The sequence below is a fragment of the Streptomyces sp. NPDC048590 genome (assembly GCF_043199535.1).
Lineage (GTDB): Bacteria > Actinomycetota > Actinomycetes > Streptomycetales > Streptomycetaceae > Streptomyces.
In genome coordinates, this window is record NZ_JBICWC010000002.1 from 328,358 (window position 1) to 353,595 (window position 25,238).

Sequence of the window (25,238 nt, forward strand, 5' to 3'; positions counted from 1 at the left end):
AGTGGCTCTCCCGTGTCAGACCTGCGCGTCGCGGTACGCGCGCTCCGCCCGCAGCGCCGTCAGGACGGCCAGCGGGGTGGCCGCCGCCCAGGCCTGCGGCGAGCAGGAGTGCGGATACGGCACGGGGCGGGGGTGCTCGTGGCGGGAGTAGCCCGCCATGACCTCCGGCAGCCTGTGACCGTGGTGTGCCGACGCGTCCAGAAGGCCCAGGGCGAGGGTCCTGGCCTCCTCGAAGAGGCCGTACCGTGCCAGGCCGAGCAGGATCACGGCGTTGTCGTGCGGCCAGGCGGTGCCCCGGTGGTACGACAGCGGGTGGTACGCGGGCACGCCGGCGGCCAGGGTCCGGATCGACCAGCCGGAGAAGAAGTCCGGCTCCAGCAGACGGCTGCCCACCCGCCGGGCCCGGGGGTCGTCCAGGATCCCCGACCACAGCAGATGGCCCGCGTCCGAGGCGGGGGAGTCGACCTGCCGGCCCTTGCCGTCCAGCGCGAGCGCCGGGAAGTCGGGACCGGACATCCAGAAGTCCCGCAGGAACCGCTCCCTGAGCTCGGCGGCCGCACCGTCGAGCCGGTCGGCGTACGCGGCGTCGCCCCACACCTCACGCGCGGTGCGCGCGGTGCGCACGAGCGCGTCGTAGGCGTATCCCTGCGCCTCGGCGACGGCGATCGGGCCTTCGGCCTGAGTGCCGTCGAGGAAGCAGATCGCGCCCTCGGAGTCCTTCCAGTTCTGGTTCATCAGGCCCTGCGGATCGGGCGAGTAGACCAGGTAACCGCCGTCGCCCAGGCCGCCGTCACGGAACATCCACTCCACCGCGGCTCGAGCCTGGGGCTCCAGCCGGGCGGCGAGTGCCGTGTCGCCGGTGGTCTCCGCGAAGCTGTTCAGGAGTACGAGGAAGAGCGGGGTGGAATCCACGGAGCCGTAGTAGCGGCCGTACGGCACCTGGCGGAAGTGCGCCAGCTCGCCGTGGCGGATCTCGTGCACGATGCGCCCCGGCTGCTCACCGCGGCCCGCGTCGTACCCGGTGCCCTGGGTGGCGGCGAGCGCCATCAGGGTGTCCTCGGCCAGTTCCGGCCGGTAGGGCAGGGCGAACAGAGAGGTGAACAGCGAGTCCCGCCCGAAGAGGGTGAGGAACCAGGGGATTCCGGCCGCGGGTACCCGGAGCCGTTCGCCGTCCGGCCCGGTCGCGGGGACCCGCAGCGCCGCCAGGTCGCTCAGCCCGCGGGCACAGGCGGAGGCCAGCCCGTCCGGAGCGTCCGGCGGCAGTGGGAGCGGCGCTTCTGCGAAGGCCGCGGTGTCCGCGGACTGTCCGGCGACGGCCTGCGCGGGGGTGCCGGGCCGTGCGGGTGCGGGGGCCTCGTGCGCGTGTGCCACGACCGTCAGCAGCAGTTCGGCCGTGCCGTGGGCGGGGATCTCCAGGAGCCAGTCCAGGCGTCGGGCCGTCCCCGGTCCCTGGGCGCGGACCGCGTCAGGCGCAGGGGAGGCGTGCACCTCCGTACGGGAGATCCACGCGCCGCGCTCGTAGGTGAAGGTGACCCCGTCGGTGTGGGCGTGCGCGGTGTGCCGGGCTCCGTCCTTGTCGTAGCTGCGCTTGTCGGAGCGCAGTTCGAACTGGTCGGCGAAGTCGGCGTCCGCCGTGAGCGACAGCGCTGCGGCGATCGGCGCCGGACGATTGTTGACCAGGCGCAGACGCTCCGTCAGGGCGCCTTGTTCGACGGCCTGTTCGCGGAACACCGTGTAGGCCGCCGGTTCGTCCCTGGTGCCGGGCGGCGTGAGGACGGACAGTGACGCACCGTCACCATCGGAGGGCACCAGGACCACAGGGGCAGCGCCGTCGACTTCGAGGACCCAGTGGCTGAGGTGCCGGGCGTCGCGGTGGAACAGTCCGTCGGGGGAGGTGCCCCGCCGGCCGGCCACACCTCCGTCCGCCCCGAGCACGAGGAAGGTCCCCGCGTGCACCAGGGTGGTGTCGCCGGAGTCGCTCATGTGTGCGCTCCGATCGAAGGGGTGTCCTGGGCGCCGGCAGCCGCTTCCCGGGCCGCCAGCAGGTCCAGGGTGAGGGCCGCTGTCCAGCCGAAGGCCCGTGTCCCACGGGCGTGCGCCGTGAACGGATCCACGTACTCCGCGAAGGAGCTGGCCCCCGCCGCGTCGAGCATCGCCGAGCGCAGGGCGTCCGCGGTGCGGGGGTGGCCGTGCAGCCGCAGCCCACGCTCCAGCAGCCAGTTGGTGTTGAACCAGGCCGGGCCGCGCCAGTAGCGGGACGGGTCGAAGGCCTCTCCTGTGATGTCGTACGACGGTGCCATCGGAACCTCGCCGAGCCGGAACCCGGGGCCCGCCGCCGTGTCCAGCAGGGCGTCCACGACGTGCTGCGGGAGGCCCGGGACGATGAGCGGGACGAGCCCGGCGACGCTGCGCTCGGGGATCAGCTCGTCGCCCACCAGGTCACGGCAGAGGAACATACCCTCTGCGGGCGACCAGAGCCGCTCCACCAGGGCCGCCGTGAGACGTGCGGCCCGCTCCTCGTGGGGTGCGGGATCTGCTCCGGTCTCGGCGGCGATCCGGGCGAGTGCCTGCTCGGAGACGATCAGCAGCGCGTTCACGCACGGGTCCTCGACGGCGAACTCGTGCCCGCCGGGCAGGTCGGCGTAACCGCTGTCGCGGTAATCCGCCGCGAGCCGCACGTACCGGCCGTAGTCCAGGTCGGTCGGGCGCTCGGCCGCCTGGCCGTGGTCGAGGTCCGCACGACGGTACGAGCCGGGCGGCGCGGGCTTGACCCGGGCCAGCGGGGCGTCCCAGCAAGGGCTGTTGTCCATGCCGGGCTCCCACGGGTGCACCATGGCCGCCAGCCCGCCGCCGCCGAGGTCACGGCTGCCCGTGAGGTAGTCGTGCCAGGCGACGAGCCGTCGGTACACCCGGGGCAGGAAGCCGCGACGGCGTGAGGTCTCCGGGTCGGCCTGGTGGACGAGCCACGCGGCGAGCGCGTGGACCGGGGGCTGGACGATGCCGGAGGTCTCCGTACCGGCGGGGGCCCCGGCGGGAGCGCCTTCGGTGGAGGAGCGCCAGAAGTCGGGGCTCGGGAAGTACGCGTCCAGCGGGACCGCCGGGCTGAACACGATGTGCGGGATCCGTCCGTCCGCCCACTGGGCGCCGAGCAGGCTCTCCAGCTCGAGCTGCGCCCGGCGGACGGACAGATGGCGCAGCCCGATCGCGATGAACGCCGAGTCCCAGCTCCACTGGTGCGGGTACAGGCCGCGGGACGGAACGGTGGAGGAACCGGTCCAGTTGGTGAGGAGGACCCGTGCCGCGCCGCGCCGAAGGGTCAGGTGATCAGCGGCGGCGGGCACGGGGGTCTCGAGCAGCGTCGTCACGCCCCGGACCTCCGGAGGAAGCCGGGGATGGAGCGCACGGCTGCGACCGGGTCTCCGGTCAGCCTGCACTCGGCCGCGAGGTAGCCCTCGTAGCCGATGGCGTGCAGGGCGCCGAGCCAGGCCGGCCAGTCGAGGTGGCCGGCTCCGGGCTGGAAACGGTTGGAGTCGCTGACCTGGGCGTGGCCGATGTAGGGCGCGGCGGCCAGGATCGAGGCCGAGGGGTCGGCCTCCTCGATGTTCATGTGGTAGCTGTCGATGCCGATCCGCACGGAGTCCAGGCCCACCGTCCTGATCAGGTCGACGGCCTGCTCCAGCCGGTTGACCATGTGGTCCTCGTACCGGTTGAGCGGCTCCAGGTACACGGTGACGCCCTCGCGGCGGGCGTGCTCGCCGAGCTCGGTGAGGCCCGACAGCAGGACCTCACGGTCCTGCTCCTCACTGCGCGGCGGCTCGAAGGGAGGGAGCCGGCGCGAGAACATCCCGTACGACGCGGGGGTCTGCACGCCGAGTGCGCCGATCTCCGCCGCGACGGAGAGCTGGGACTTCATCTGCTCCAGCGCGTCGCGGCGCAGGTCCTCGTCGAACGCGGCGAAGAAGTGCAGCATCTCGACACAGACGGTCGGCATGACCACGCCGTCGGCACGTGCCTGCTTCAGCTCGGGCAGCCTGTCACGGAAGTGGAAGTCGCCCCTGGACCGCAGCTCCACGGCGTCGAAGCCGGCCTCCTGGGCGAAGGCCCACTTGTCCTGGAGCGTGTCGCCGGGGAGGAGCTGTTCCTGGCATGCGGTTTTCAGCATGGGATGCCTTTCGGCGCCTCTGGGGGCGCGCTGGAGTGCTGGCTGTGCGTGGGAGGACCGGCACGTCGCCGTGCCGGTCCGGGGGAGCCGGAGATCCGTCCCGCCGTCCGGGCGGGCGGTCTCCCGGGAGCTCCAGGTGCCTCAGAACTCCAGGACGACCTGGAGCGCGTCGGCGGGCGTCGTGTCGAGCAGCACATAGGCGTCGGCCGCATCGGCCACCGGCACGACGTGACTGACCAGGGACTTCACATCGACCTGGCCCTCGGCGACCAGGGAGAGGAAGGTCTGCTGGAGCCGCTCGACGGTCCAGCGTCCCGCGAGCTGCGGGGGTACTCCGCCGATCTGGGAGCAGATGAGCTGTACGCGGTTGTGGTGGAACTCGTCGCCGAGCCGCAGCCCCGCGCCGTCCCCCTGGTAGAAGCCGGACGCCACGACACGGCCGCCCACGGTGACCGAGCGGACGGCCTCGTGCAGGGCCGGGTACACGCCGCTGATCTCGATGGCGACGTCGGCGCCCGCCCCGCCCGTGGCCTCACGGATGCGCTCGGCGACGCTGTCCTCGCGGGCGTTCAGGGTGCGCCGTGCGCCGTACTCACGGGCCGTCGCGAGCCGGCCGTCCAGGGCGTCGACCGCGGTGACGCGCGCGCCGTTCAGCTGGGCCAGCCGGGTGGTGAGGAGTCCGATGACTCCCTGGCCGAAGACCGCCACGTCCTCACCGAGGTGGATGTCGGCCGCGAGGATCGCGTTGTACGCGATGGCGCCGACCCGGGCGAAGGCCCCGGCGAGCGGCTCCAGGCCCGCGGGCAGGGTGTGGCCGACCATGCGGTCCGCGGGGACGATGCCCTCGCTGCGGTGGCCCCAGATGCCCCAGACCAGATCACCCACGACCGGCATCCCGGGGGTGCCGACGAGCTCGGGGGAGACCTCGGTGACCTCACCGACCTCGGAGTAGCCCCAGCCGGCCACCGGGTACTCGATGCCGGCCGCCCCGTCACGGAAGATCCGCGCCTCGGCGTCCCAGGTGCGGGTGAGGTAGGGGTTCGTACCCCGGTATGCGGTCAGTTCCGTGCCAGCCGAAATGCCTGAATAGCGTGTTTTGACCCGCAGGTGTCCCGCGGGGAGCGGAGCGCTCGCGTGCTCGGCGACTTCGACCTGACGGGGGCCGGTGAACTGGACGACGCGTTCCACGGGTGCTCCGGTAGCGCTGGGAGGGGTGTTGCTCGCTGACTTCAGTCGAAGATATCTCAGAGTTATGTCTTGTCAACACGCAAAAGTGATGCTGAGATGCATCAGTCAAATGCGTTAGTGGCGTGAGGACAGAGCATGGTGATGAAGACCCGACGGTCGAAGGCGACCCTGTTCGGGCTCGCCGCGACCCTGGCTGCCGGTCTGCTGGCAGGCTGCTCCGGCAGCACCGGTGCCGAGCGGCCGGACAACAGGATCACGGTGTGGTCGCAGGAGAACCTGCCGCCGAGGATGGCGGCGACCAGGAAGGTCGTCAGCCGCTTCGAGAAGGAGACCGGCGTCAAGGTCGACCTCGTCGGGGTGGACGAGGCCCAGCTGCCGCAGCTGATCATGTCCGCCGCCGCGGCCGGCAAGCTCCCGGACGTGATCGGGGCCGTGCCCATGGGCCAGGTCTGGCAGATGTACGGCAACGGCCTGCTCAACACCGACGTCGCCAAGCGTGTGGTCGAGGACCTCCACCCCGACACCTTCAACGGCAACGCGCTCGCGCTCACCGCCGACGGAGACACCCGCCTCGGCGTCCCCTCGGACGCCTGGCTCCAGATCCTGGTCTACCGGAAGGATCTCTTCGAGAAGGCCGGCCTGGACGCCCCCGACGACTACGCCGGCGCCCTGAAGGCCGCCGCCGCGCTCGACAAGGGCGGCCGCGACGGCATCTCGCTGGCCACCGACCCCTCGGACGTCTTCACCCAGCAGAGCTTCGAGGACCTCGCCCTCGCCAACGGCTGCCAGCTGGTCGACGACGAGGGCGAGCCCGCCCTCGACTCCCCGGCATGCCGCAACGCCTTCACGGCCTACGACGACCTGGCCCGCAAGCACGGCGCCCCCGGCACCCAGAGCGTGGACACCACCCGCGCCACCTACTTCGCCGGGAAGTCGTCCATGATGGTGTGGTCCTCCTTCCTCCTCGACGAACTGGCCGGCCTGCGATCGGACGCGCTGCCCAGCTGCCCGGAGTGCAAGAACGACCCGGGCTTCCTCGCCCGCAACACCGGAGTCGTCACCTCCCTGAAGGGCCCCGACGGCAAGGAGCCCGCCCAGTTCGGCGAGATCACCTCCTGGGCCGTCACCCGCACCGCCGAGACGGATGCCTCGCGCAAGTTCATCGAGTACATGATGGGCAAGGGGTACGCCGACTGGTTCGGCATGGCACCCGAGGGCAAGATCCCCGTCCGCACCGGCACCGCGGACCGGCCCGGCACCTTCGTGCAGGCCTGGCGCTCCAGCGTCATGGGCGTCGACCGCCGCGAGTCGATGCGGAAGGCCTACCCGTCCGCCCTCCTCGACCGGCTCGTCACCGGTGTCGGCGACATGCAGCGGTGGGGCCTCACCCAGGGCCAGGGCACGCTCGTCGGTGCCACCAACGGTGAACTCCCCGTCGCCAAGGCCATCGGGGCCATGACCAGCGGCCAGATCACGCCCGAGGAGGCCGCAGCGGAGGCCGACGAAGAAGTGACCGCCCTCCAGAAGTCCCTCCAGTAGCCCCACGCCGCTCCCTCACGAGGAAACCGACTCCATGAGCACAACCCAGAGCGGTGCGAAGAAGCGCCGCGTCCCGACCCCGCAGTCATCGAGCAGCCGGGAGAACCGCGCGGGCCTCGCCTTCGTGACCCCCACCTTCCTGGTGGTCCTGGTGGTGGTGATCCTGCCCATCCTCTGGACCGTCCTCCTCGCGTTCCAGAACGCCAGGCTCGTCGACATCCAGGAGAACGGTCTCCTCGGACGGTGGACCCTGGACAACTTCGCCCAGGTCTTCGGCTCCCCCGGTTTCTGGAGCAGCCTCGGCACCACGCTCCTCTACACCGTCGGTGCCACCGCGGGCTCGGTCGTCCTGGGCCTGGTCGCCGCCCTCGCCCTGCGCAGGCCCTTCCGCGGCCGGGGCGCCCTGCGCGCCGCCATGCTGCTGCCGTACGTCGCACCCGTGGTCGCGGTCTCCTTCGTCTGGGAGGTGGCCCTCAGCCCGCAGTACGGCATCGTCAACGAGTGGGGCCACAAGCTCTTCGGATGGGACGACCCCATCGCCTTCCTGTCCACCAGGTCCTACGAAGTGGGTCTGTTCGGAGTCCACTTCGACATCCCGCTCGCGCTGCTCACCGTCATCGCCTTCGAGACCTGGCGCTACTTCCCCTTCGCCTTCCTCTTCATGCTGGCCCGGCTCCAGGCGGTACCCGCCGGCCTGGAGGAGGCGGCGGAGGTCGACGGCGCCACCCTCTCGCAGCGCTTCCGGCACATCCTGCTGCCGCAGCTGATGCCCGTCATCGCCCTGCTGTCCGTCCTGCGCTTCATCATGACGTTCAACAAGTTCGACGACATCTACCTGCTCACCGGCGGAGGTTCCGGCACGGACGTCGTCGCCGTACGCGTCTACGACTTCCTCACCTCGCGCTTCGACGTCGGTGCCGCCTCCGCGCAGGCCCTCGTCCTGGCCGTGGTGCTCATGGCCCTCCTGGGCATCTACTTCAAGTTCTTCGGCAAGAAGATGCAGGAGGAATCGGCATGACCGCCACCGACACCGTGACCCCCGGACGGCAGGACCGCGCCACCCGTCCCGCCCCGGCCCCCCGGCGGCCCCGGACGCGGATGACCCGCGCCCAGTTCGAGGAGCGCTTCTTCGGAGTCCTGCGCTGGGTGGTGATCGCCTTCCTCGCGGCGATCACGATCGTGCCCTTCTACTACATGCTGATGCTGTCGGTGAAGCCCATCGACGCGCTGCTCCTCGACCCGGGGAACCTCTGGGTCTCGGCGAAGGACTTCACGCTCGACACCTACGAGAGCGTCCTCAAGTCCCAGGCCGACGGCGGCCAGGGCTTCCTCGGCATGCTGGTGAACTCGGCGCTCGTCGCCATCGCCACGGTGCTGCTCACGCTGGCGGCGGCGGTGCCCGGCGCGTACGCCGTGAGCCGGCTGAAGTTCTTCGGCAACCGGCAGGTCAGCGCGCTCTTCCTCGCGGTCTACCTCTTCCCGGCCACCCTGCTGGCCGTGCCGCTGTTCGTCATGTTCGCGAAGATGGGCCTCTCCGGCAGCCTCGTGGGGCTCGCCATCGTGTACATCGCGCAGACCGTGCCCGTCTCGATCTACATGCTGAAGAACTACTTCGTCACCATCCCCTTCAGCATCGAGGAAGCCGCCTCGATCGACGGCGCCTCCCGCCTCCAGACCGTACGCAGGATCATCCTCCCGCTCGCCCTGCCCACCCTGATGGCCACCGGGCTGTACGTCTTCATGATCGCCTGGAACGAGTTCCTGTTCGCGCTCCTCTTCCTCGCGGCCGACCCCGACCGGTGGACCGTCTCTCTCGGTCTGCAGCAACTGGCCAACGGCATCGAGGTGTCGAAGACCGTGCTGATGGCCGGTTCGGTGGTGCTCACCATCCCTGTGGTACTCCTGTTCTTCTCCGCCGAACGGCTCCTCACCGAGGGCCTGACCAGCGGTGCGGACAAGAGCTGAGGGCTCCGGAGCGAAAAGGACCACACCCGGCCCCCGGCCGGGCCCGGACGCGACGGACAGAGCGAGGACGGCGGGGATGGCAGGAAACCAGGCCAGCGCGGGGCATCTGCTGCGGCTCATCCGCAGCGGCGAGGCCACCACGCGAGGAGAGCTCCAGCAGGCGACCGGCCTCTCCCGCTCGACCGTGGGACACCGGCTCGACCAGCTCTTCGGCGCGGGCTGGCTGCGCGGCGCCACCGGCACCTCCACCGGTGGACGCCCTTCGGCCCGCCTGGAGTTCGACCCGGCGCACGCCGTGGTCCTGGTCGCCGACATGGAGACCCGGCACGCCCGGGTGGCCGCGCTCGACCTGGCCGGCAACACTCTGGCCGAGCACACCGACGCCCTTGTCATCGCCGACGGGCCGGACCGCGCGCTCGACCAACTGGCGCGCTGGTTCGGTCCGTTGCTGAGCGAGGCCGGCAAACTGCCCGGGGACGTCTGCGGCATCGGACTCTCCGTGCCCGGGCCCGTCGACTGGGAGTCAGCCCGTATCGTCCAGCCGCCGATCATGCCCGGCTGGGACCGCTTCCCCGTGAGGGAACGCCTGCGGGAGGCGTGGACGGAACACGTCGGCCCGATGCCCGCGACCGGACCCCTGCCCGTCTTCGTCGACAACGACGCCAATCTGATGGCCCTGGCCGAACAGCGGGCGGGACACCCGGACTGCAGCGCCTTCGTCCTGGTCAAGGCGTCCACCGGCATCGGCGCGGGAGTCGTCGTGGGCGGGGAGATCTACCGTGGCATAGACGGAGGCGCCGGCGACATCGGCCACATCCGGCTCCACGACCGTCCCGACGCACTGTGCATGTGCGGCTCCTACGGCTGCCTCGCCGCGGTCGCCAGCGGCCGGTCCATCGCGGGGCAGCTGACCGCGGCGGGGGTGCCCACCGCGTCGGGATCCGACGTACGCGAGCACCTGGCATCGGGGCAGCCCGACGCCGTGAGGCTCGCCCGTGAGGCGGGGCAGCGTGTGGGCGAGGTGCTGGTCACCGTCGTCACGCTTCTCAACCCGGGCGTGCTGATGCTGAGCGGGGACCTGGCGGGCACCCCGTTCCTCACCGGAGTGCGCGAACTCCTCTACCAGCGGGCCATGCCGCGGACCACCGCCCATCTCCAGGTCGTCACCTCCGAGCTGGGCGACCGCGCGGCCCTGACCGGGGCCGCCCGCATGGTCGTCGACCACCTCTACTCCCCTGACCGGGCCGACGCGCGCCTCGCGGCCGCCGCGGCCGCCCGCGACAACGGTGCCGGCGCCTGAGCGCCGCGCACCCCACTCACAGCAGAACGACGGAGAGCACCATGTCCACCGCCCCCCTCACCGACACCTGGTCCGGAGCGCCCGTACGGGTCGGCCTCGTGGGCGCCGGCCCCTGGGCCCGCGCGATGCACGCCCGTGTACTGGCGGCAGGGCCGGAGACCGAGCTGGCGGCCGTCTGGGCCCGCCGCCCCGAGGCCGCCGCCGAGGTGGCCGGAGCCTACGGGGCACCGGTCGCGGGATCATTCGAGGAACTCCTCGACCGCTGCGAGGCGGTCGCCTTCGCCGTACCGCCCGCAGTGCAGGCGGCCCTCGCACCACGGGCCGCGGCAGCGGGCCGCGCCCTCCTGCTGGAGAAGCCGCTCGGCCCCGATCTCGACGCGGCACGCGCCGTGGCGGACGCCGTCCGCGACCACGGGGTGGTCTCCCAGCTCGTCCTGACGAAGCGTTACCACCCGGCCACCCGCGCCTTCCTCGCCGAGGCGGCCACCCGTGAGGTGACAGGCGCGCGCTCCTGCTACCTGCACGGGGCCTTCCTCGGCGGGGAGTTCGCCACTTCCTGGCGCCTGGAGCACGGGGCGCTGCTCGACCTCGGTCCGCATCTGCTGGACATCCTCGACAGCGCGGTCGCGCCGATCGTCTCCGTACGCGCGACCGGGGACCCGCGCCGCTGGATCGAGCTGACCTGCGAGCACGAGAACGGAGCGGTCAGCCAGGCCTCGCTCTCGGGCAGCGTACGGCTTCCCAAGGCCCGGACCCGTGTCGAACTCTTCGGCCCCGGCGAGGAACTCGTCTACGACACCGCGGGCATCGACCACGAGGAGTGCTGGCCGGTCCTGCGCCGGGAGTTCGCCACAGCCGTACGGACGGGCCGGGGCACCGGCATCGACGCGGCCCACGGTCTGCACATCCAGAAGCTGCTCGACCGGGCGACGCACGCCGACCGCTGAACCACGCAGGGGGCTTCCGCTACCTCCGGGTGGCGGCCGGGGCGTCGCGCAGACCGAGCCGCAGGTGTTCGACGTGGAAGAGCGCCTGGTCCAGGAGCTCGGCCACGTGGTCGTCGTGGAGGGCGTACACGATCGAGCGGCCGCGCCGCTCCCCGGTGACGAGCCCCAGATTGCGCAGGAGCCGGAGCTGGTGGGAGCAGGCCGAGGCTTCCATGTCCACGGCCTCGGCGAGGTCGCCGACCGCGCAGGGACCTTCCTTCAGCCGCGCCAGGATGTACAGCCGCGACGGGGTGGCGAGGGCCTGCAGCGTGGCGGCGACGTCGGCCGCCCCGACCGCGTCCAGGCGCTCGCGGGGGGTGGCTCGGTTCATGTCGTCGGCTCCGTGACCCATGACCGCCATTCTACCGATCACATATGAAGACCTGTTCAGGTATTCCTGTACGGTGGAGGCGTTGCCGTCCTCCGCCCCGAAGGGTCGACCTGCCATGCCTTCCGACGTGATCCTGCGGTCCGATCCGACGGCTCCGGCCGCCTCGCGTACGGTGCCGAGGCGGCGTACCCGGGTGCTGGCCCTGGCCGAGGCGCGCTGGGCGGCCGCGGCCCTGGTGCTGTTCCTGATCGCGTTGCCGCTCCAGCTCGCCGGCGCGCCCGGCTGGGCGTGGGGCCCTCTCTACGCAGCCGCGTACCTCACGGGCGGGTGGGAGCCGGCGTGGGCGGGGCTGACCGCGTTGCGCGGCAGGACCCTCGACGTGGACCTGCTGATGATCGTGGCCGCGATCGGCGCGGCCTCGATCGGCCAGGTGATGGACGGCGCCCTGCTGATCGTCATCTTCGCCTCCTCCGGTGCGCTGGAGGCCCTGGCCACCGCCCGAACCCAGGACGCGGTACGCGGTCTCCTCGACCTGGCTCCCGCCTCCGCCACCCGTCTCGCGGACGACGGGAGCGAGACGACGGTCGCCACCGGAGACCTCGCGGTCGGTGACACGATCCTCGTCCGCCCCGGCGAGCTGATCGGCGCCGACGGCCGGGTCCTCGCCGGTACCGGCGAGGTGGACCAGGCCACGATCACGGGGGAGCCGCTCCCGGTCGCGAAACGGGCCGGCGACGAGGTCTTCGCCGGCACCCTCAACGGCACGGGCACCCTGCGGGTGAAGGTCGAGCGGGACGCCGAGGACTCGGTGATCGCCCGGATCGTGGCCATGGTCGAGGAGGCATCCGAGACCAAGGCCCCCACCCAGCTGTTCATCGAGAAGGTCGAACAGCGCTACAGCCTGGGCATGGTCGTCGCGACCCTGGCCGTCTTCCTGGTCCCCCTCGCCTTCGGCGCCGACCTGACCGGATCGCTGCTCCGGGCGATGACCTTCATGATCGTGGCCTCGCCCTGCGCCGTGGTCCTGGCGACGATGCCGCCGCTCCTCTCGGCGATCGCGAACGCCGGGCGGCACGGAGTGCTGGTCAAGTCCGCGGTGGTCATGGAGCGGCTCGGGCAGGTGGACGCGGTGGCCCTGGACAAGACCGGCACTCTCACCGAAGGCACGCCCCGCGTCACGGACATCCGCGCTCTGGAGGACTCCGGACTCGACGACGACACCCTGCTGGGACTCGCGGCAGCCGCGGAGTACCCGAGCGAGCACCCCCTGGCTCGCGCCGTCGTGGAGGCGGCCCGTACCCGTGGACTGCCGGTGGGCGGCGCGTCGGACTTCGTCTCCACGCCCGGTGTCGGCGTCAGGGCTTCCGTGGGCGGCCGCACCGTCGAGATCGGCGCCCCCGGCCGCCTCCTCGGGGACACCGGCGGCTCCGCCGCCCGGATCGCTGCCGGGCTGGAGGACGGTGGCCGCACCGCCGTGGTGGTCCTGCGGGACGGGGCTCCGGTGGGGCTGCTGGGCGTCGCGGACCGGCTGAGGCCCGACGCCGCCTCGACGGTCGCCGCCCTGACGATGCTGACCGGCAGCTCCCCGATGCTCCTGACGGGCGACAATCCCCGCGCAGCCGCCAGCCTCGCCGCCGAGGCGGGGATCGCGGGCGACGAGGTCCACGCCGGCCTTCTGCCGGAGGGCAAGGTCGCGGCCGTACGCCGGCTGGAGGCGCGGGGCCGCAGGGTGCTGGTCCTGGGTGACGGCGTCAACGACGCCCCCGCGCTGGCCGCCGCCCACACCGGCATCGCGATGGGGCGGGCCGGCTCCGACCTCGCCCTGGAGACCGCCGACGCCGTCGTCGTCCGCGACGAACTCGCGACCGTACCCGCCGTGATCGGCCTTTCGCGCGCCGCCCGCCGTCTGGTGGTCCAGAACCTGGTCATCGCCGGGGTGTTCATCTCGGGCCTGGTCGTCTGGGACCTGGCAGGGCATCTGCCCCTGCCGCTCGGTGTCCTCGGCCACGAGGGCTCGACCGTCGTCGTCGGCCTCAACGGCCTGCGCCTGTTGCGCGACTCCGCCTGGAACCGCGCCGCCGAGGAAGCCCGGTGAGCCCGCGCCCGGGCCGCCCGGACCACCGCGGACAGGGGCTGCTCAGGGCGGCGAACACCCGGCGACGGGGGCGCCGTTAGTGCCACCGTCCAAGTCGGCCCGGCCGTCCACGGCCGTCCCGAATCGCGCGAGGTAGTGCCACACCTTCTTGACCGCCTGCGGGTCATGGAGGCCCGTACGTGTGGCCGCTCCGACGATGCCCGGATCGAGCACGCGGTCCACGGCGATCCGCCCGGCCAGGTCGACGTACTCCTGGCCCCGGTAGGCGTGGTGGTGGCGGAGCTCTTCCACGTCCAGCCTGAATCCGGGGTGCCACTCCACGGGGCAGCCGAGGCGCAGGGCCGCCGACTCGACCGCCGTGCCCCGGAAGCAGGGGTCCAGGACCAGTGCCTCCGCGTCGCGATGAGGGCGGACCGGTCCGTGCACCTGGGCCTCGACGTAGTCGTCGAGATCGTCCTGGCGGTCGGCGAGAGCGAGCTCGATCAGCTCCATGCGGCCGGCGACCCCGAAGTCGGTCGGTTCCACGAAGCTGTCCGGGTAGCAGAACGTGGTCCGCGTGGACGTCTCCGCCGTGAGCCGGAAGTGCGCGGAGCCGAAGCGTGGTGCCGCCCCCACCGGCTTGCGACGGAAGTTCAGCGCGCCGTAGACCGGACGCTCATGGGCGGGCGCGTCGTCGTAGGCCCCGTCGAACATCCGGCTCTCCCAGCGCCACCGGTCACCGCCGGGAAAGGCGGTCAGTCCACCGTTGCTGGTCCCCGTGACGAACTGGGAGCGGTAGACGCCCTCCTCGGCCATGGCCTCCAGGATCGGCCGGCCGTGCAGCAGACGGTCCGGGTGGAAGTTGAGGGTCACCCGCAGGGCCGGGTCCAGCGGCGGGCCCGACGACAGCTCCGTGACATGCCGGAGGGCGTGCTGTTGAGGAGTCCTGGGGTCCGCGGAGTTCATCCGCACAGTGTCCCTGCTCCGATCAGCCGGGGCACCTGGATTGTCCCCGGGGGAGCGGGATCCGGAGCCGGGAGGAGGGAGGTGCGAGCGAGCCCCGTTCCGAGGGGCTGCCCCTCCGAGCGTCCGCCCGCCGCGAACCGGCCGCGGGCGGAAGGGGATTCGGGTGTCCCGTGCCCGTAACAAGCCGTGTCCGCGGCCGAAACACCCGGAACCTACCGTCCAACCGTCGTAACGGTATACCAAGAACCGGGAGGGCTTGTGGCCACGACCATCAGGGATACGGACCGGCGCGAGGCGACGCGCGGTCAGGGCGGCACGCTCGGCGAGGAGTACGAGCACGAGCCGGTTCCGGCCGGCGCCCGGCGAGGACTGCTGTCCGTGTCCGCGGTGTGGTTCGGCTTCCCGATGAACCTCGGGAACGCGGTGTTCGGCGGAGTCATCGTCCACAGCCTCGGTCTCGCGCGGGGAGCGGCGGCGATCGTCCTCGGGAACCTGGTCCTCTTCGCCTACGTCGGTGCCCTCAGCTGGCTCGCGGGGCGCACCGGCGAGAACTTCTCCCACCAGGCCGCCCGCACGTTCGGCACTCTCGGCAGCAGGATTCCAGCCGGCTTCCTCTCCACGGTCGTCATCGGCTGGTACTCCTTCCAGATCGGTCTCAGCGGGACCACCCTTCAGGAGGCCCTCGGGTGGGCGCCGTTGCTCGGGGCGCTCGCCGGGGGAGTGTTCTACACCGTGCTGACGGTCCTCGGGATCCGGGCGCTCTCACTGATCGGCCTCGTCGCCACCCCGCTGTTCGTCGTGCTGGCCGGTGTGGCCCTCTGGTACGGGGTGACCGAGGGAGATGCCTCGCTCGGACATGCCTGGTCGTACGAGGGCACCGGACACGCGCTGTCCTTCGGAGCGGCCATGAGCATCGTCATCGCAGGCTTCTCCGACTCCGGGACGATGACCGCCGACTTCACGCGCTGGGCACGGAACGGCCGGGCCGCGGTCACCGCGGCCGCCTGCGCCTTCCCCTTCGCGAACAGCGTCGCCTATCTGATCGGCGGGCTCGTCGTGGCGGTCGGGGGAGCGGTGGACCCCGCGGTCAACGGGGGCGGATTCCTCGGACTGCTCACCGGCCACGGCCCCCAGCTGACCACGGTCGCGGTCGTGTTCGTCTTCGTCAATCTCGGTTCCGTCGCCTCCCACTGCCTCTACAACGGAGCGGTCGGCTGGTCGGCGATCACTCCCCTCCGGATGCGTCCCCTCGCGATCGCCCTGAGCGCCGTGGGCCTGGTCGCGGCGCTCACCGGAGTCTGGAGCCTCTTCCTGGACTGGCTGAACCTGCTGGGCATCTTCGTGCCGCCCATCGGCGCCGTGCTGATCATGGATCAGCTCGTCATGCGCAGGCTCACCGCGGGCCGGGCACCCCGGGCCTACCGGCCGTCCGCGCTCGTCGCCTGGGCCGCGGGGGCGGTCGCCGCGACCGTCGCCCACTATCTGCTGCCTGGTTCGGTCGACGCGGTGGCCGGCATGGCCGTCGCCTGCGGCGTCTACTTCGCCGTCGAGCGCACCGCCGCCGTCGCCCGGACGGCCTGACCCGCCCACCCCATCGAGGAGTGCACCCCCATGGACCGCGCCGCACGCGACGAGATCTGCCGCATGTCCGCCACCGAACTCGCCGTCCGTATACGGAAGTCCGAGCTGTCCCCCCTGGAGGCCGTGGACGCGGTGCTCGACCGGATGGCGGACGCCGACAACACTCTGCACGCCTACTGCACGCCCGTCCCGGACCAGGCCCGCGAGCGCGCCCGCCGTATCGGTGAGCGGCTGGCGCACGGCGAGGACGTCGGTCCGCTCGCGGGTGTGCCCATGGGGGTGAAGGACCTGATCACCACCCGGGGCATCCGCACCACGTCGGGCTCGCCCGCCTACGAGGACTTCGTACCCGACGAGGACGACATCGTGGTGGAACGCGTCCTGGACGCCGGAGCGGTCGTCCTCGGCAAGACCAACGCGACGGAGTTCGGTTACAGCGCGGTGGGCCACAATCCGGTCTTCCCCGCCACCCGGAACCCCTGGAACACCGCGCTGACGCCCGGAGGTTCGAGCGCGGGCTCGGCCGCCGCGGTCGCGGCCGGGCTCGGTCCCGTCGCGCTCGGCTCGGACGGAGGCGGCTCGGTGCGTGTCCCGGCCGCGCACTGCGGGCTGGTCGGCTTCAAGGCGGCCATGGGCAGGGTTCCCGTGTGGCCGGGCTGCCGCGACGAGCGCCTCCCGGGCGTCTCGGGCTGGGAGTCCCTCGAACACATCGGCCCGCTGACCCGCACCGTCGCGGACGCCGGACTCGTGATGTCGGTCCTGGCGGGGCCCGATCCCCGTGACCGGCACTCGATCCCGTGCGGCGACGTCGACTGGACGAACGGGCCAGGGGACCCGGATCTGCGCGGTCTGCGGATCGCCTACAGCGCCGACCTCGGATATCTCGCCGTCGATCCCGAGGTCCGCCGCGTCGTGGGCGCCGCGGTCGGCGTCCTGGAGAAGGACCTCGGCTGCCATGTCGACGCGGTCGACCCGGGCTGGGACGACCCCTCCGAGGCCTTCGCCGCGCTCATCGCGGCGGAGACCGATCTGACGGGCATGCGGCGCCTGATCGACACCTACGGCGAACGGATGTCGCCCCACCTGGTGGCCATGATGCGACGGTCCTGGACGGCGGAGGAGTTCACCGACGCCAACATGGTCCGCAAGGCCGTCGTCAACCGGACGGCGCGGCTGATGTCCGCCTACGACCTCTTCGTCACCCCGACCGCGGCGGTGCCGCCGTTCGCCGTCGGCATCCAGGGGCCGGAACTCGTCGACGACCGGGAGGTGGCGGACACCGCCTGGACCGGCTTCGCCTTCCCGGCCAACCTGACCGGGGCACCGGCGGTGAGCGTCCCCGCCGGCTGGACCCGCGACGGGCTCCCGGTGGGCATGCAGATCGTGGGACGTCACCTCGCCGACGCCCAGGTCCTGCGCGCGGCGGCGGCGTTCGAGCGGGCGGCGCCCTGGGCCCACAGGTGGCCCGCGTAACCCCTGGATCAGGGGGCGGCCGACCCGTCGGGACCGTCGAACAGCAGGCGCAGCGCCACCTCGCGGTAGTGGCGCACATGGCTCAGCGCGCAGGCGGCCGCCGCATCGGCGTCGGCCGCCACGACCGTGTCGTGGAGGCGGCGGTGCTCCTCCCACACCGAGGCGGGGTCGTCGATCTGGTGGAACAGCCAGCGCAGGCGCCCCTCCAGGGGTTCCAGCGCCTTGGCGAGCAGCTCGTTGCCGGCGATCTCCACGATGTAATGGTGGAAAGCCGTGTTGGCGTGGGAGACACGCTCGGGGCGACCGGAGTCCGTCGCCTTGCGGGCGCTCTCCAGCAACTTTCCCAACTGCCTCAGCTGGGCCTCGTCCGCGCGCTCCGCGGCGCGCCGCGCGGCGAGCACCTCCAGCGCCTCGCGTAGGTCGAACAGGTTCAGGACGTCTCGCCGTGAGAGCTGCTTGACCACGATGCGGCGCGGTGAGAGCGCTTCGAGGAGCCCCTCACCCATCAGGATCCGGATCGCCTCACGGGCCGGGATCCGGGAGACACCGAACTCCTCTGCCACGTCCCGCTCGACGAGGCGGTCGCCCGGCCTCAGCCGCCCGGTGATGATCTGGTCCCGGATCCCCTCACAGACCTGGTCCCGCAGCCACACCGTCCCGCCGGGGTTCGCCGCCGAGGGCTGTTCCTGTGCCATGTGTTCTCCCTGCAAAGAAGTCATCACGGTATACCAAACGCTTGACGGCGGCGGTGCGTGCCCTTCATTGTTTGGTATGCCATAGCGACAAAGTTGCACGTCAGCACGTACCCGAATTTCGCAGATTGAGGGTTCGCCATGCCGCCGACTCGCCCAGCCATCACGACGGACGCCAGACCTACGGACTCCCCGGGGGCGTCCGAGGGGACACGGCCCACCCGCACACGGTGGAAGGTGTTCGTCCTCCTGCTCGCCGTCGTGTCGCTCAACTACATCGACCGCGGGTCGGTGTCCGTGGCGTTGCCGCTCATCACCGAGGACCTCCATCTCTCCAAGGAGGTCACAGGCTTCGTCCTCAGCGCCTTCTTCTGGACGTACGCCCTCATGCAGATCCCCGCCGGCCGGCTCATCGACCGCTACGGCCCCCGTTTCATGGCCGGCGGCGCCTGCGTCGGCTGGGGATTCGCCACGGCGCTGACCGGTGCTGCCACCGGGGTCGGTTCCCTTCTCGGCTTCCGCCTGCTCCTCGGCGCCGTCGAGGCACCCGTCATGCCGGCGGGCGGCAAGCTCAACGCGCAGTGGCTGCCGGCGGAGGAACGAGGCCGCGGAGCCGTTCTCATGGACGGCGGGGCACCCCTCGGCTCCGCGATCGGCGGGATCGCGATCTCCGGCCTGATCGGATGGACCGGGAGCTGGCGCTTCAGCTTCGTCATCGCGGGCGCCCTGACCGTGGGCATCGGCCTCTTCGCCCTGTGGTTCCTCCGTGACACCCCGCGCGCCCATCGCGGGGTGAACGCGGCGGAGGCCGCGTACATCGAGGACGCGCACGCCGCCGAGGACGCGAGGGCCGCCGGGACCGACGGGCGGGGACGGCTGACCGACTACCTGAGGTACCGCTCCTTCTGGGGCATGTGCCTGGGATGGATGGGCTTCAACGGCGTCTTCTACGGCATCCTCACCTGGGGCCCGCTCTACCTCTCGGAGACCAAGGGCTTCGACATCAAGTCCATCGGCTGGTCGACCCTGGTCATCTTCGGCGCCGGGTTCGTCGGCGAACTCATCGGCGGCTGGCTCTCCGACCGCTGGCAGGCCGCCGGTGCCGGAGCCAACCGGGTGATGCGCACGCTGATGGGCATCGCGGGCGCGGCCGTCGTCGGCGGGCTCCTCGGCGTCGTCCTCGTCCCCGACGCCATCACCGCGGTGACCCTGCTCGCCGTCGTCCTGTTCTTCCTGCGCTGGGCCGGCCTGTACTGGTCGCTGCCCTCGATCCTGGGCGGCCGTGCCAACGCCGGCGTCGTCGGAGCGGCCATGAACCTCTCCGGCAACATCGCAGGCATCGTCACGCCGATAGCCGTCGGCTTCATCGTCGGCGCCACGGGCTCCTACACCTGGGCGCTCCTCTACTTCGTGGGCGCCGGAGCCCTCTTCACCCTCTCGTCCCTCGTCATCGACTACTCCAGGAGGCTCGCAGTCCGATGAGCAGCCACACACCCCCGCGGCTCGGCATGCTGACCCCGTCGTCCAACACCTGCCTGGAGCCGGAGACCTACGCCCTGCTGCAAGGCGCCTCCGCCGCGACCGCGCACTTCGCCCGTGTGCCGGTCACCAGGATCGCGCTCGACGGCGACAGCGACGCGCAGTTCGCCTTCGGCCCGATGCTGGAGGCCGCCCGGCAGCTCGCCGACGCCGAGGTGGACGTCATCGCCTGGAACGGAACCTCCGGCTCCTGGCTCGGGCCTGACCGCGACCGTGCCCTCACCCGGGCGATCACCGAGGCCACCGGTATCCCCGCCACCACGTCCACCCTTGCCCTGCTCGACGCGTGCGCCGCGTACGGCGTCACCCGGCTCGGACTCGCACTGCCGTACACACCGGACGTCTGCGAGCGGATCGTGAAGACCTACGCGGACGAGGGCATCGAATGCGACCTCGCCGAGCCCTTCGGCGTGGACGACAACGAGGCATTCGCCCGCATCCCGGCGGCCGATGTCTCGGCGCAGATCGAACGGGCCGCGCGGAACGCCGTACACGCCGTCGCCGTCGTCTGCACCAATGTCCACGGCGCCCAGCAGGCCGCCCCGCTCGAACAGAAGTTGGGGCTCCCGGTCTTCGACTCGGTCACCGCCACCCTGTGGAAGGCCCTGGACCTCGCCGGCGTGGCCCCCGCGCTTCCCGGCCGCGGCGACCTCATGCGCTCCGGCAGCCTGCGTGCCCGGATCGGGGAGACCCTCACCGGGCTCCTGGCCGCCACCGGCGCGGACCGCACCACCTTCCGCGTCGACCTGCCCGAACACGCACTGCACGTCGACATCACGGCGGGGGAGGCGCTGCGCCCCGGGGTACGTGCGATCCGCCGTGACGCCTCCCTCGACCAGCGCCGCCTCAACACCGTCGAGTGGCTCGAAGCCCACCGCACGCCCCTGATCCAGCCCCACTTCGAGGCCGAACCCCACCCGCCCGAGGCGCTCGTCGACGTCTACGGGGTCCGCGCCCAGATGCTCGCCCCCGTGGAGACCGGTGGAGCCATGACCGGCTGGATCTCCGTCCACAGCCTCCGGGAGCGGGACTGGACGGACACCGACACCGCGGCCCTCGCCGCCGCCGTCACCCGCATCCGCACCGCCCTCTGAACAAGGAGCTCCGCATGAAGGACATCAAGATCGCTCTCGGCGTGGACGTGGACGCCGTCGCCGGGTGGCTCGGCTCGTACGGCGGGGAGGACTCCCCGAACGACATCCAGCGCGGTGTCTTCGCGGGCGAGATCGGTACCCCGCGCCTGCTGAAACTGTTCGAGCGCCACGGCATCAGGACGTCCTGGTTCATCCCCGGTCACTCGATCGAGACCTTCCCCGAGCAGACCCGAATGATCGTCGAGGCCGGACACGAGGTCGGCGCGCACGGCTACTCCCACGAGAACCCCGTCGCCATGTCCCCGCAGCAGGAGGAGGACGTACTGGCCAGGTCGGTCGAACTGATCGAGGAGTTCACCGGGCGGAAGCCGAAGGGGTACGTCGCCCCCTGGTGGGAGATGTCCGAGTCCACCGCCGGGCTGCTCCACAAGTACGGCTTCTCCTACGACCACTCCCAGAACTACCGGGACTTCACCCCCTTCTACGCCCGCGTCGGCGACTCCTGGACGAAGATCGACTACTCCCGGGAGGCCAAGGACTGGATGAAGCCGCTCGTCCACGGTCACGAGGTCGACCTCGTCGAGTTCTGCGGCAACTGGTACGTCGACGACCTTCCGCCGATGATGTTCAACAAGCACTCCCACAACAGTCACGGCTACGTGTCACCCCGCGCGCTGGAGCAGGACTGGAAGGACCAGTTCGACTGGGTGCACCGGGAGCTGGACTACGCGGTCGTGCCGGTCACGCTCCACCCGGACGTGTCGGGCCGGCCCCAGGTGCTGCTCATGCTGGAGCGGTTCATCGCCTATGTGTCGGGCTTCGAGGGCGTGTCCTTCTGCACCCTGGAGGACGCGGCGGACGACTTCCGCCGACGGTTCCCCTTCGACGGGCGCGAACGACCGGCCGACATGCGCTGACCCGGCGGCGCGGGCGCCGCGACCGGCGGTTCGCGGCGTCCGGGCGCGCGGCGGTTCGCGGCCCCCGCGCGCCGTGCGGTCACCCGCGGCGCTCCGCACACAACATGGCGTCCACCGCTCCCTGCAGACGGCTCAGTCTCCTGCCCTCCCCGGCCCACGCCGTGGTGTATACGGTCACCGTTCCCCGCCCGCCGGTCGCCCGGCCGCCGCCCACCGAACTGCCCGGCAGGTCGCCGCCGTGGCCCCAGTAGGCACCGCCACAGCTGAGGGGGATCGACGCGACACCGTAGCCGTAGCGGCTGCCCGCCGGATAGACGTCCCGGCCGCCGACGGCCGTGGTGTCCCGCGTCATCAGCTCAGTTGCCCAGAGGGGCAGGAGACGGCCGCCGAACAAGCCGTTCCAGAACGTGTTGAGATCCGCGGGAGTCGAGACGAGCCCGCCGGACGCTCCGAACTCGTACCCGGGGAGCTCCGTCACGTCCACGACACCGGCCTCGGGGAACGCCGGGTTCACGCCGTAGTTCCGTGCGTGCGGCCCGCGCAGCGTCAGTTCGCCGGGCTCGGGCCAGTAGGTGTCGTCCAGGTGCAGCGGACGCAGGACCGTGCGTTCGACGTAGCTGCGGAAGCCGACTCCCGACACCTTGTCGACGACCATGCCGAGCACCAGGTAGTTGGTGTTGGAGTAGCCCCAGCCGGTACCGGGCTCGAAGTCGGGCCCGGCGGCGAGCGCGAGTGCCAGGTACTGCTCCGGAGTCCCGGCGCGCGACCAGTCGACCAGCGCCGTGTACTCGGCCAGGCCAGCGGTCTGTTTGAGCAACTGCCGCACGGTGACCGCGTGTCCGGCGAGCTGGGGTACGTACTGCCCCGCCCGGTCGTCGAGTTGGATGCGGCCGTCGGCCACCAGGCGCATGACCGCCGTCGCGGTGAACGCCTTGGTGTTGCTGGCGAGCCGGAACCGGCCCCGTTCATCCGGCATACGGGTGCCGGAGACCGCATCCCCCGCTCCCGCGGTGCGCGTCACCACCCCGTCGTACGCGAGGGCACCCGGCACACCGTCCCGGTGCACGAGCAGATCCAGCTGCCGTCGCACCGGATCCTTCGGGCGGGCCTCGGCCGCTGGTGCGAGTGCCCCGGCCGCCAGGACGGTGAACAGTGCTGCGACTGTGACGCTCCTGCTGCGCATGGACTTCCCCCTGGGTCGTTGCGCCGGATCCGACGTGTGGACCCGGTGCTCACGACGACCCTGCCAGGGCCGCGGGCCGGAGTCGGTGAGGCTCCGTCCCGAATCGAAGGTGCGTCCAGCCCCCTTGCCCGACCGCCCGTCGTGTGCGTCAGGACGGTTCGGAGGTATCCCTGACAGGGGTGTCCTCGACGCGCGAGCCCGGTGCTCCGCGGCCGGGGGCCGCCGGACTGTGCGCGTGCCGGGCGGGCGCCTGCCCGTCACCGGAACCGGCACCTGCCTCGGGGATGCGGAGGACGAGCATGGCGACGTCGTCGCCGCTCGGGTCGATACGTTCCAGGAGTTCGTCGAGGAAGTCCTCGACATCGCGGCCGGCCAGGGCCGAGGCGTGCCGGCGCAGTGCGTCCAGCCCGGCCTCCAGGTCACGGGTGCGGCTCTCGACCAGTCCGTCGGTGTAGAGCAGAAGCGTGGACCGTGGCGGGAGATCCGCTCGGGCGTCGGGCCAACCCAGCCCCAGGTGCAGTGCCGAACTGAGGCCGAGGAGCGGCCCGTGCCCGGCGTCGAGGAACCTGGCCTCCCCGTCCGCGGTGACGAGAAGGGGCGGCGGATGCCCGGCGTTGACCCACTGGAGCTGCCAGGGGCCACCCTCCGGTCCCTCGATGCGCGCGAAGACGCACGTGGCCATCGGGGCGTCACTGGTATGGGTCATCGCCTCGTCCAGCCGGCGCATGATCAGACTGGGGGGCTCCGTCCGGTCCCACGCCAGAGCGCGCAGCATGTTGCGCACCTCGGCCATGTGGGCGGCCGCTCTGAGGTCGTGGCCGACGACATCGCCGATGACCATCGTCAGGGCCCCGTCGCTCAGCAGGAACGAGTCGTACCAGTCCCCGCCCACCTCGGCTGCGCTCTCGGCAGGACGGTAGCGGGCAGCCAACGTCAGGTGGTCGACCTGCGGCAGCGGGGTGAGGAGCTGGCGCTGCATCGTCTCGGCCACGTGGCGTTGCTGCTCGAAAAGCTCCGCCGCCTCCATGACCAGGCCGGCGCGGCGTCCGATGTCCGCGAGCACGAAGATCTCCGCCTCCGTGTAGGAGGATCCCGGCGCGACGCGGGCCACGGTCAGTGCGCCGAGGACCTGCCGTCGGGTGTGCAGGGGCACCACGACCGCGCAGACGCCCCCCAGACGGTCGAACAGTTCGCGGTGTGCCCTGGCGAGAGGGCTGTCAGGGCGCTCCGCGAGGGCGTCCGAGTCCAGGACCACGTGTTCCGCGGTCCGCAGTGCCTGGATCGCCGCGGAGCGGGTGGATTCGGGCAGCGACGGCAGCGGGCCCGTGAGCGAGTCCGCCGTCTCCTGGTCGTCGGCGGAACGTACGGCCACGCGACGCATCGAGCTGGTGTTCTCCGGTGAACGCAGGTCGATCGCCGCCCAGTCGCCCATGTCGGGTACGAGGAGTGCGGCCAGCTTTGTGAGTGTCTCGGGAGTGTCCGAGGGCGAGATGAGGACCGAGGAGACCTCCGCGACCATCGTCAGCCGGGCGGTGAGGCCCTCCAGCGCGGCGAGGTAGGCGGCCGTCTGCTCGGCGGCGTTCCGGTGCAGGCTGAAATCGTGGAAGACGATCACCATGCCTTCCGGATGCCCCTCGTGGCGCAGGGGAGTGGCCGCCCAGATGACGGGGACCAGGCTGCCGTCGCCGCGGAGGAAGAGTTCCTCCGTCCCCTCGGCCGCGCGGCCGTTCTCCAGCACGGCCAGAAGACCGCACTCGCTCCGCGGGATCCTCCCGCCGTCGCGTCGCCGGTGCAGCAGGTCGTGGAGGTCGTGCCCCAGCATCCTGTCCCGTGTCCTGCCCAGGAGTTGCGCCGCGCGTGGATTGCACGCGGTGAGCCGGCCGGTCATGTCCGTGACGAACACCCCAGCCCCCAAGCTGTCGAAGACCGTGCGCATGAAGCCGACCTCGAGCAGCCCGTCCTGCGACCTCATGGACCGGCTCCCGTCCGCCCCCTGCGTCGGCCCGGGCCGACCCCGCTCGCGCGTCCCGCGCCGCGCAGGGAGACGCGCGGGGGGATCCGCTCCGCCGCCGGAGCAGCGGTCCGGCAGATCATGTGCTCATGCCTTCCGCCTCGTGGTCGGAGCCGCGGCTGTGCGTCCCGACGGGACCGCCGGAGGGCACCCACGGCGCCACGTCATCAGCTCATCATTCACCCGGCGCACCCGATCCGCCGCTCGGGAGAGGCCCGCGGTCCGCCGGCCGGGGCA

The 25,238-nt window shown here is 71.7% G+C and carries 20 protein-coding genes; 11 read left to right on the forward strand and 9 right to left on the reverse strand.

Features of this window, described 5'->3' with window-relative positions:
* Nucleotides 1-15: 15 nt before the first annotated feature.
* The 4 genes from ACGFNN_RS05850 to ACGFNN_RS05865 form a co-directional block, all read right to left on the reverse strand.
* Nucleotides 16-1,983 carry a glycogen debranching N-terminal domain-containing protein gene (locus ACGFNN_RS05850; protein WP_393553339.1) on the reverse strand — a complete coding sequence of 656 codons (1,968 nt, stop codon included), beginning with the start codon at nucleotides 1,981-1,983 and terminating at the stop codon, nucleotides 16-18.
* The gene (locus ACGFNN_RS05855; protein ID WP_393553341.1) at nucleotides 1,980-3,365 is read right to left on the reverse strand and encodes a hypothetical protein; all 1,386 of its coding nucleotides are present in this window, start codon (nucleotides 3,363-3,365) and stop codon (nucleotides 1,980-1,982) included. Before ACGFNN_RS05855 ends, ACGFNN_RS05850 begins: the two co-directional genes overlap by 4 nt.
* On the reverse strand, nucleotides 3,362-4,162 hold the full coding sequence (locus tag ACGFNN_RS05860; protein ID WP_393553343.1) for a sugar phosphate isomerase/epimerase family protein: 801 nt from the start codon (nucleotides 4,160-4,162) through the stop codon (nucleotides 3,362-3,364). The genes ACGFNN_RS05855 and ACGFNN_RS05860 overlap by 4 nt, the downstream gene beginning before the upstream one ends.
* 141 nt (nucleotides 4,163-4,303) lie before the next feature.
* A complete protein-coding gene (locus ACGFNN_RS05865) occupies nucleotides 4,304-5,350 on the reverse strand; it encodes a zinc-binding alcohol dehydrogenase (protein ID WP_393553345.1) in 1,047 nt (348 codons plus the stop codon).
* A 135-nt stretch (nucleotides 5,351-5,485) separates the two neighbouring features.
* On the opposite strand from ACGFNN_RS05865, the gene ACGFNN_RS05870 reads away from it, so the two are divergent.
* The 5 genes from ACGFNN_RS05870 to ACGFNN_RS05890 all read left to right on the forward strand — a co-directional run bounded on the left by ACGFNN_RS05870 (nucleotide 5,486) and on the right by ACGFNN_RS05890 (nucleotide 11,101).
* On the forward strand, nucleotides 5,486-6,889 hold the full coding sequence (locus tag ACGFNN_RS05870) for an ABC transporter substrate-binding protein (protein ID WP_393553347.1): 1,404 nt from the start codon (nucleotides 5,486-5,488) through the stop codon (nucleotides 6,887-6,889).
* 34 nt (nucleotides 6,890-6,923) lie between these two features.
* On the forward strand, nucleotides 6,924-7,907 hold the full coding sequence (locus ACGFNN_RS05875) for a sugar ABC transporter permease (protein ID WP_362550963.1): 984 nt from the start codon (nucleotides 6,924-6,926) through the stop codon (nucleotides 7,905-7,907).
* Nucleotides 7,908-7,987: 80 nt separating this feature from the next.
* A complete protein-coding gene (locus ACGFNN_RS05880) occupies nucleotides 7,988-8,854 on the forward strand; it encodes a carbohydrate ABC transporter permease (protein WP_362671012.1) in 867 nt (288 codons plus the stop codon).
* 76 nt (nucleotides 8,855-8,930) lie between these two features.
* Nucleotides 8,931-10,154 carry an ROK family transcriptional regulator gene (locus tag ACGFNN_RS05885; protein ID WP_393553349.1) on the forward strand — a complete coding sequence of 408 codons (1,224 nt, stop codon included), beginning with the start codon at nucleotides 8,931-8,933 and terminating at the stop codon, nucleotides 10,152-10,154.
* A gap of 41 nt (nucleotides 10,155-10,195) precedes the next feature.
* The gene (locus ACGFNN_RS05890) at nucleotides 10,196-11,101 is read left to right on the forward strand and encodes a Gfo/Idh/MocA family protein (protein WP_393553351.1); all 906 of its coding nucleotides are present in this window, start codon (nucleotides 10,196-10,198) and stop codon (nucleotides 11,099-11,101) included.
* A gap of 19 nt (nucleotides 11,102-11,120) precedes the next feature.
* On the opposite strand, the gene ACGFNN_RS05895 is transcribed toward ACGFNN_RS05890, so the two are convergent.
* On the reverse strand, nucleotides 11,121-11,492 hold the full coding sequence (locus ACGFNN_RS05895; RefSeq protein ID WP_393553353.1) for an ArsR/SmtB family transcription factor: 372 nt from the start codon (nucleotides 11,490-11,492) through the stop codon (nucleotides 11,121-11,123).
* A 94-nt stretch (nucleotides 11,493-11,586) separates the two neighbouring features.
* On the opposite strand from ACGFNN_RS05895, the gene ACGFNN_RS05900 reads away from it, so the two are divergent.
* Nucleotides 11,587-13,566: a heavy metal translocating P-type ATPase gene (locus ACGFNN_RS05900; protein ID WP_393553355.1), complete on the forward strand. Its 1,980-nt coding sequence runs from the start codon at nucleotides 11,587-11,589 to the stop codon at nucleotides 13,564-13,566.
* A gap of 42 nt (nucleotides 13,567-13,608) precedes the next feature.
* On the opposite strand, the gene ACGFNN_RS05905 is transcribed toward ACGFNN_RS05900, so the two are convergent.
* On the reverse strand, nucleotides 13,609-14,511 hold the full coding sequence (locus ACGFNN_RS05905; protein WP_393553357.1) for a DUF3626 domain-containing protein: 903 nt from the start codon (nucleotides 14,509-14,511) through the stop codon (nucleotides 13,609-13,611).
* A gap of 258 nt (nucleotides 14,512-14,769) precedes the next feature.
* On the opposite strand from ACGFNN_RS05905, the gene ACGFNN_RS05910 reads away from it, so the two are divergent.
* Together ACGFNN_RS05910 and ACGFNN_RS05915 are read left to right on the forward strand one after the other, a co-directional pair.
* Complete coding sequence (locus tag ACGFNN_RS05910) at nucleotides 14,770-16,092, forward strand: purine-cytosine permease family protein (protein ID WP_393553359.1); 1,323 nt, start codon at nucleotides 14,770-14,772, stop codon at nucleotides 16,090-16,092.
* 30 nt (nucleotides 16,093-16,122) lie between these two features.
* Nucleotides 16,123-17,565, forward strand: coding sequence for an amidase (locus ACGFNN_RS05915; RefSeq protein WP_393553361.1), 1,443 nt, complete (start codon nucleotides 16,123-16,125; stop codon nucleotides 17,563-17,565).
* Nucleotides 17,566-17,573: 8 nt separating this feature from the next.
* Here ACGFNN_RS05915 and ACGFNN_RS05920 read toward each other — a convergent pair whose 3' ends face one another.
* Nucleotides 17,574-18,260, reverse strand: a complete 687-nt coding sequence (locus ACGFNN_RS05920; RefSeq protein WP_393553363.1) for a GntR family transcriptional regulator — start codon at nucleotides 18,258-18,260, stop codon at nucleotides 17,574-17,576.
* A gap of 234 nt (nucleotides 18,261-18,494) precedes the next feature.
* On the opposite strand from ACGFNN_RS05920, the gene ACGFNN_RS05925 reads away from it, so the two are divergent.
* The 3 genes from ACGFNN_RS05925 to ACGFNN_RS05935 are packed head-to-tail and all read left to right on the forward strand — an operon-like array spanning nucleotide 18,495 to nucleotide 21,807.
* Nucleotides 18,495-19,739, forward strand: coding sequence for an MFS transporter (locus ACGFNN_RS05925; RefSeq protein ID WP_393553365.1), 1,245 nt, complete (start codon nucleotides 18,495-18,497; stop codon nucleotides 19,737-19,739).
* Nucleotides 19,736-20,890, forward strand: a complete 1,155-nt coding sequence (locus ACGFNN_RS05930; RefSeq protein WP_393553367.1) for a GAF domain-containing protein — start codon at nucleotides 19,736-19,738, stop codon at nucleotides 20,888-20,890. Before ACGFNN_RS05925 ends, ACGFNN_RS05930 begins: the two co-directional genes overlap by 4 nt.
* Before the next feature lie 14 nt (nucleotides 20,891-20,904).
* Nucleotides 20,905-21,807 carry a polysaccharide deacetylase gene (locus ACGFNN_RS05935; protein WP_362550989.1) on the forward strand — a complete coding sequence of 301 codons (903 nt, stop codon included), beginning with the start codon at nucleotides 20,905-20,907 and terminating at the stop codon, nucleotides 21,805-21,807.
* Between the two features lie 79 nt (nucleotides 21,808-21,886).
* On the opposite strand, the gene ACGFNN_RS05940 is transcribed toward ACGFNN_RS05935, so the two are convergent.
* Nucleotides 21,887-22,990: a serine hydrolase domain-containing protein gene (locus ACGFNN_RS05940; RefSeq protein WP_393553369.1), complete on the reverse strand. Its 1,104-nt coding sequence runs from the start codon at nucleotides 22,988-22,990 to the stop codon at nucleotides 21,887-21,889.
* A 148-nt stretch (nucleotides 22,991-23,138) separates the two neighbouring features.
* Nucleotides 23,139-24,962: a SpoIIE family protein phosphatase gene (locus ACGFNN_RS05945; RefSeq protein WP_393553371.1), complete on the reverse strand. Its 1,824-nt coding sequence runs from the start codon at nucleotides 24,960-24,962 to the stop codon at nucleotides 23,139-23,141.
* Nucleotides 24,963-25,238: the final 276 nt, after the last annotated feature.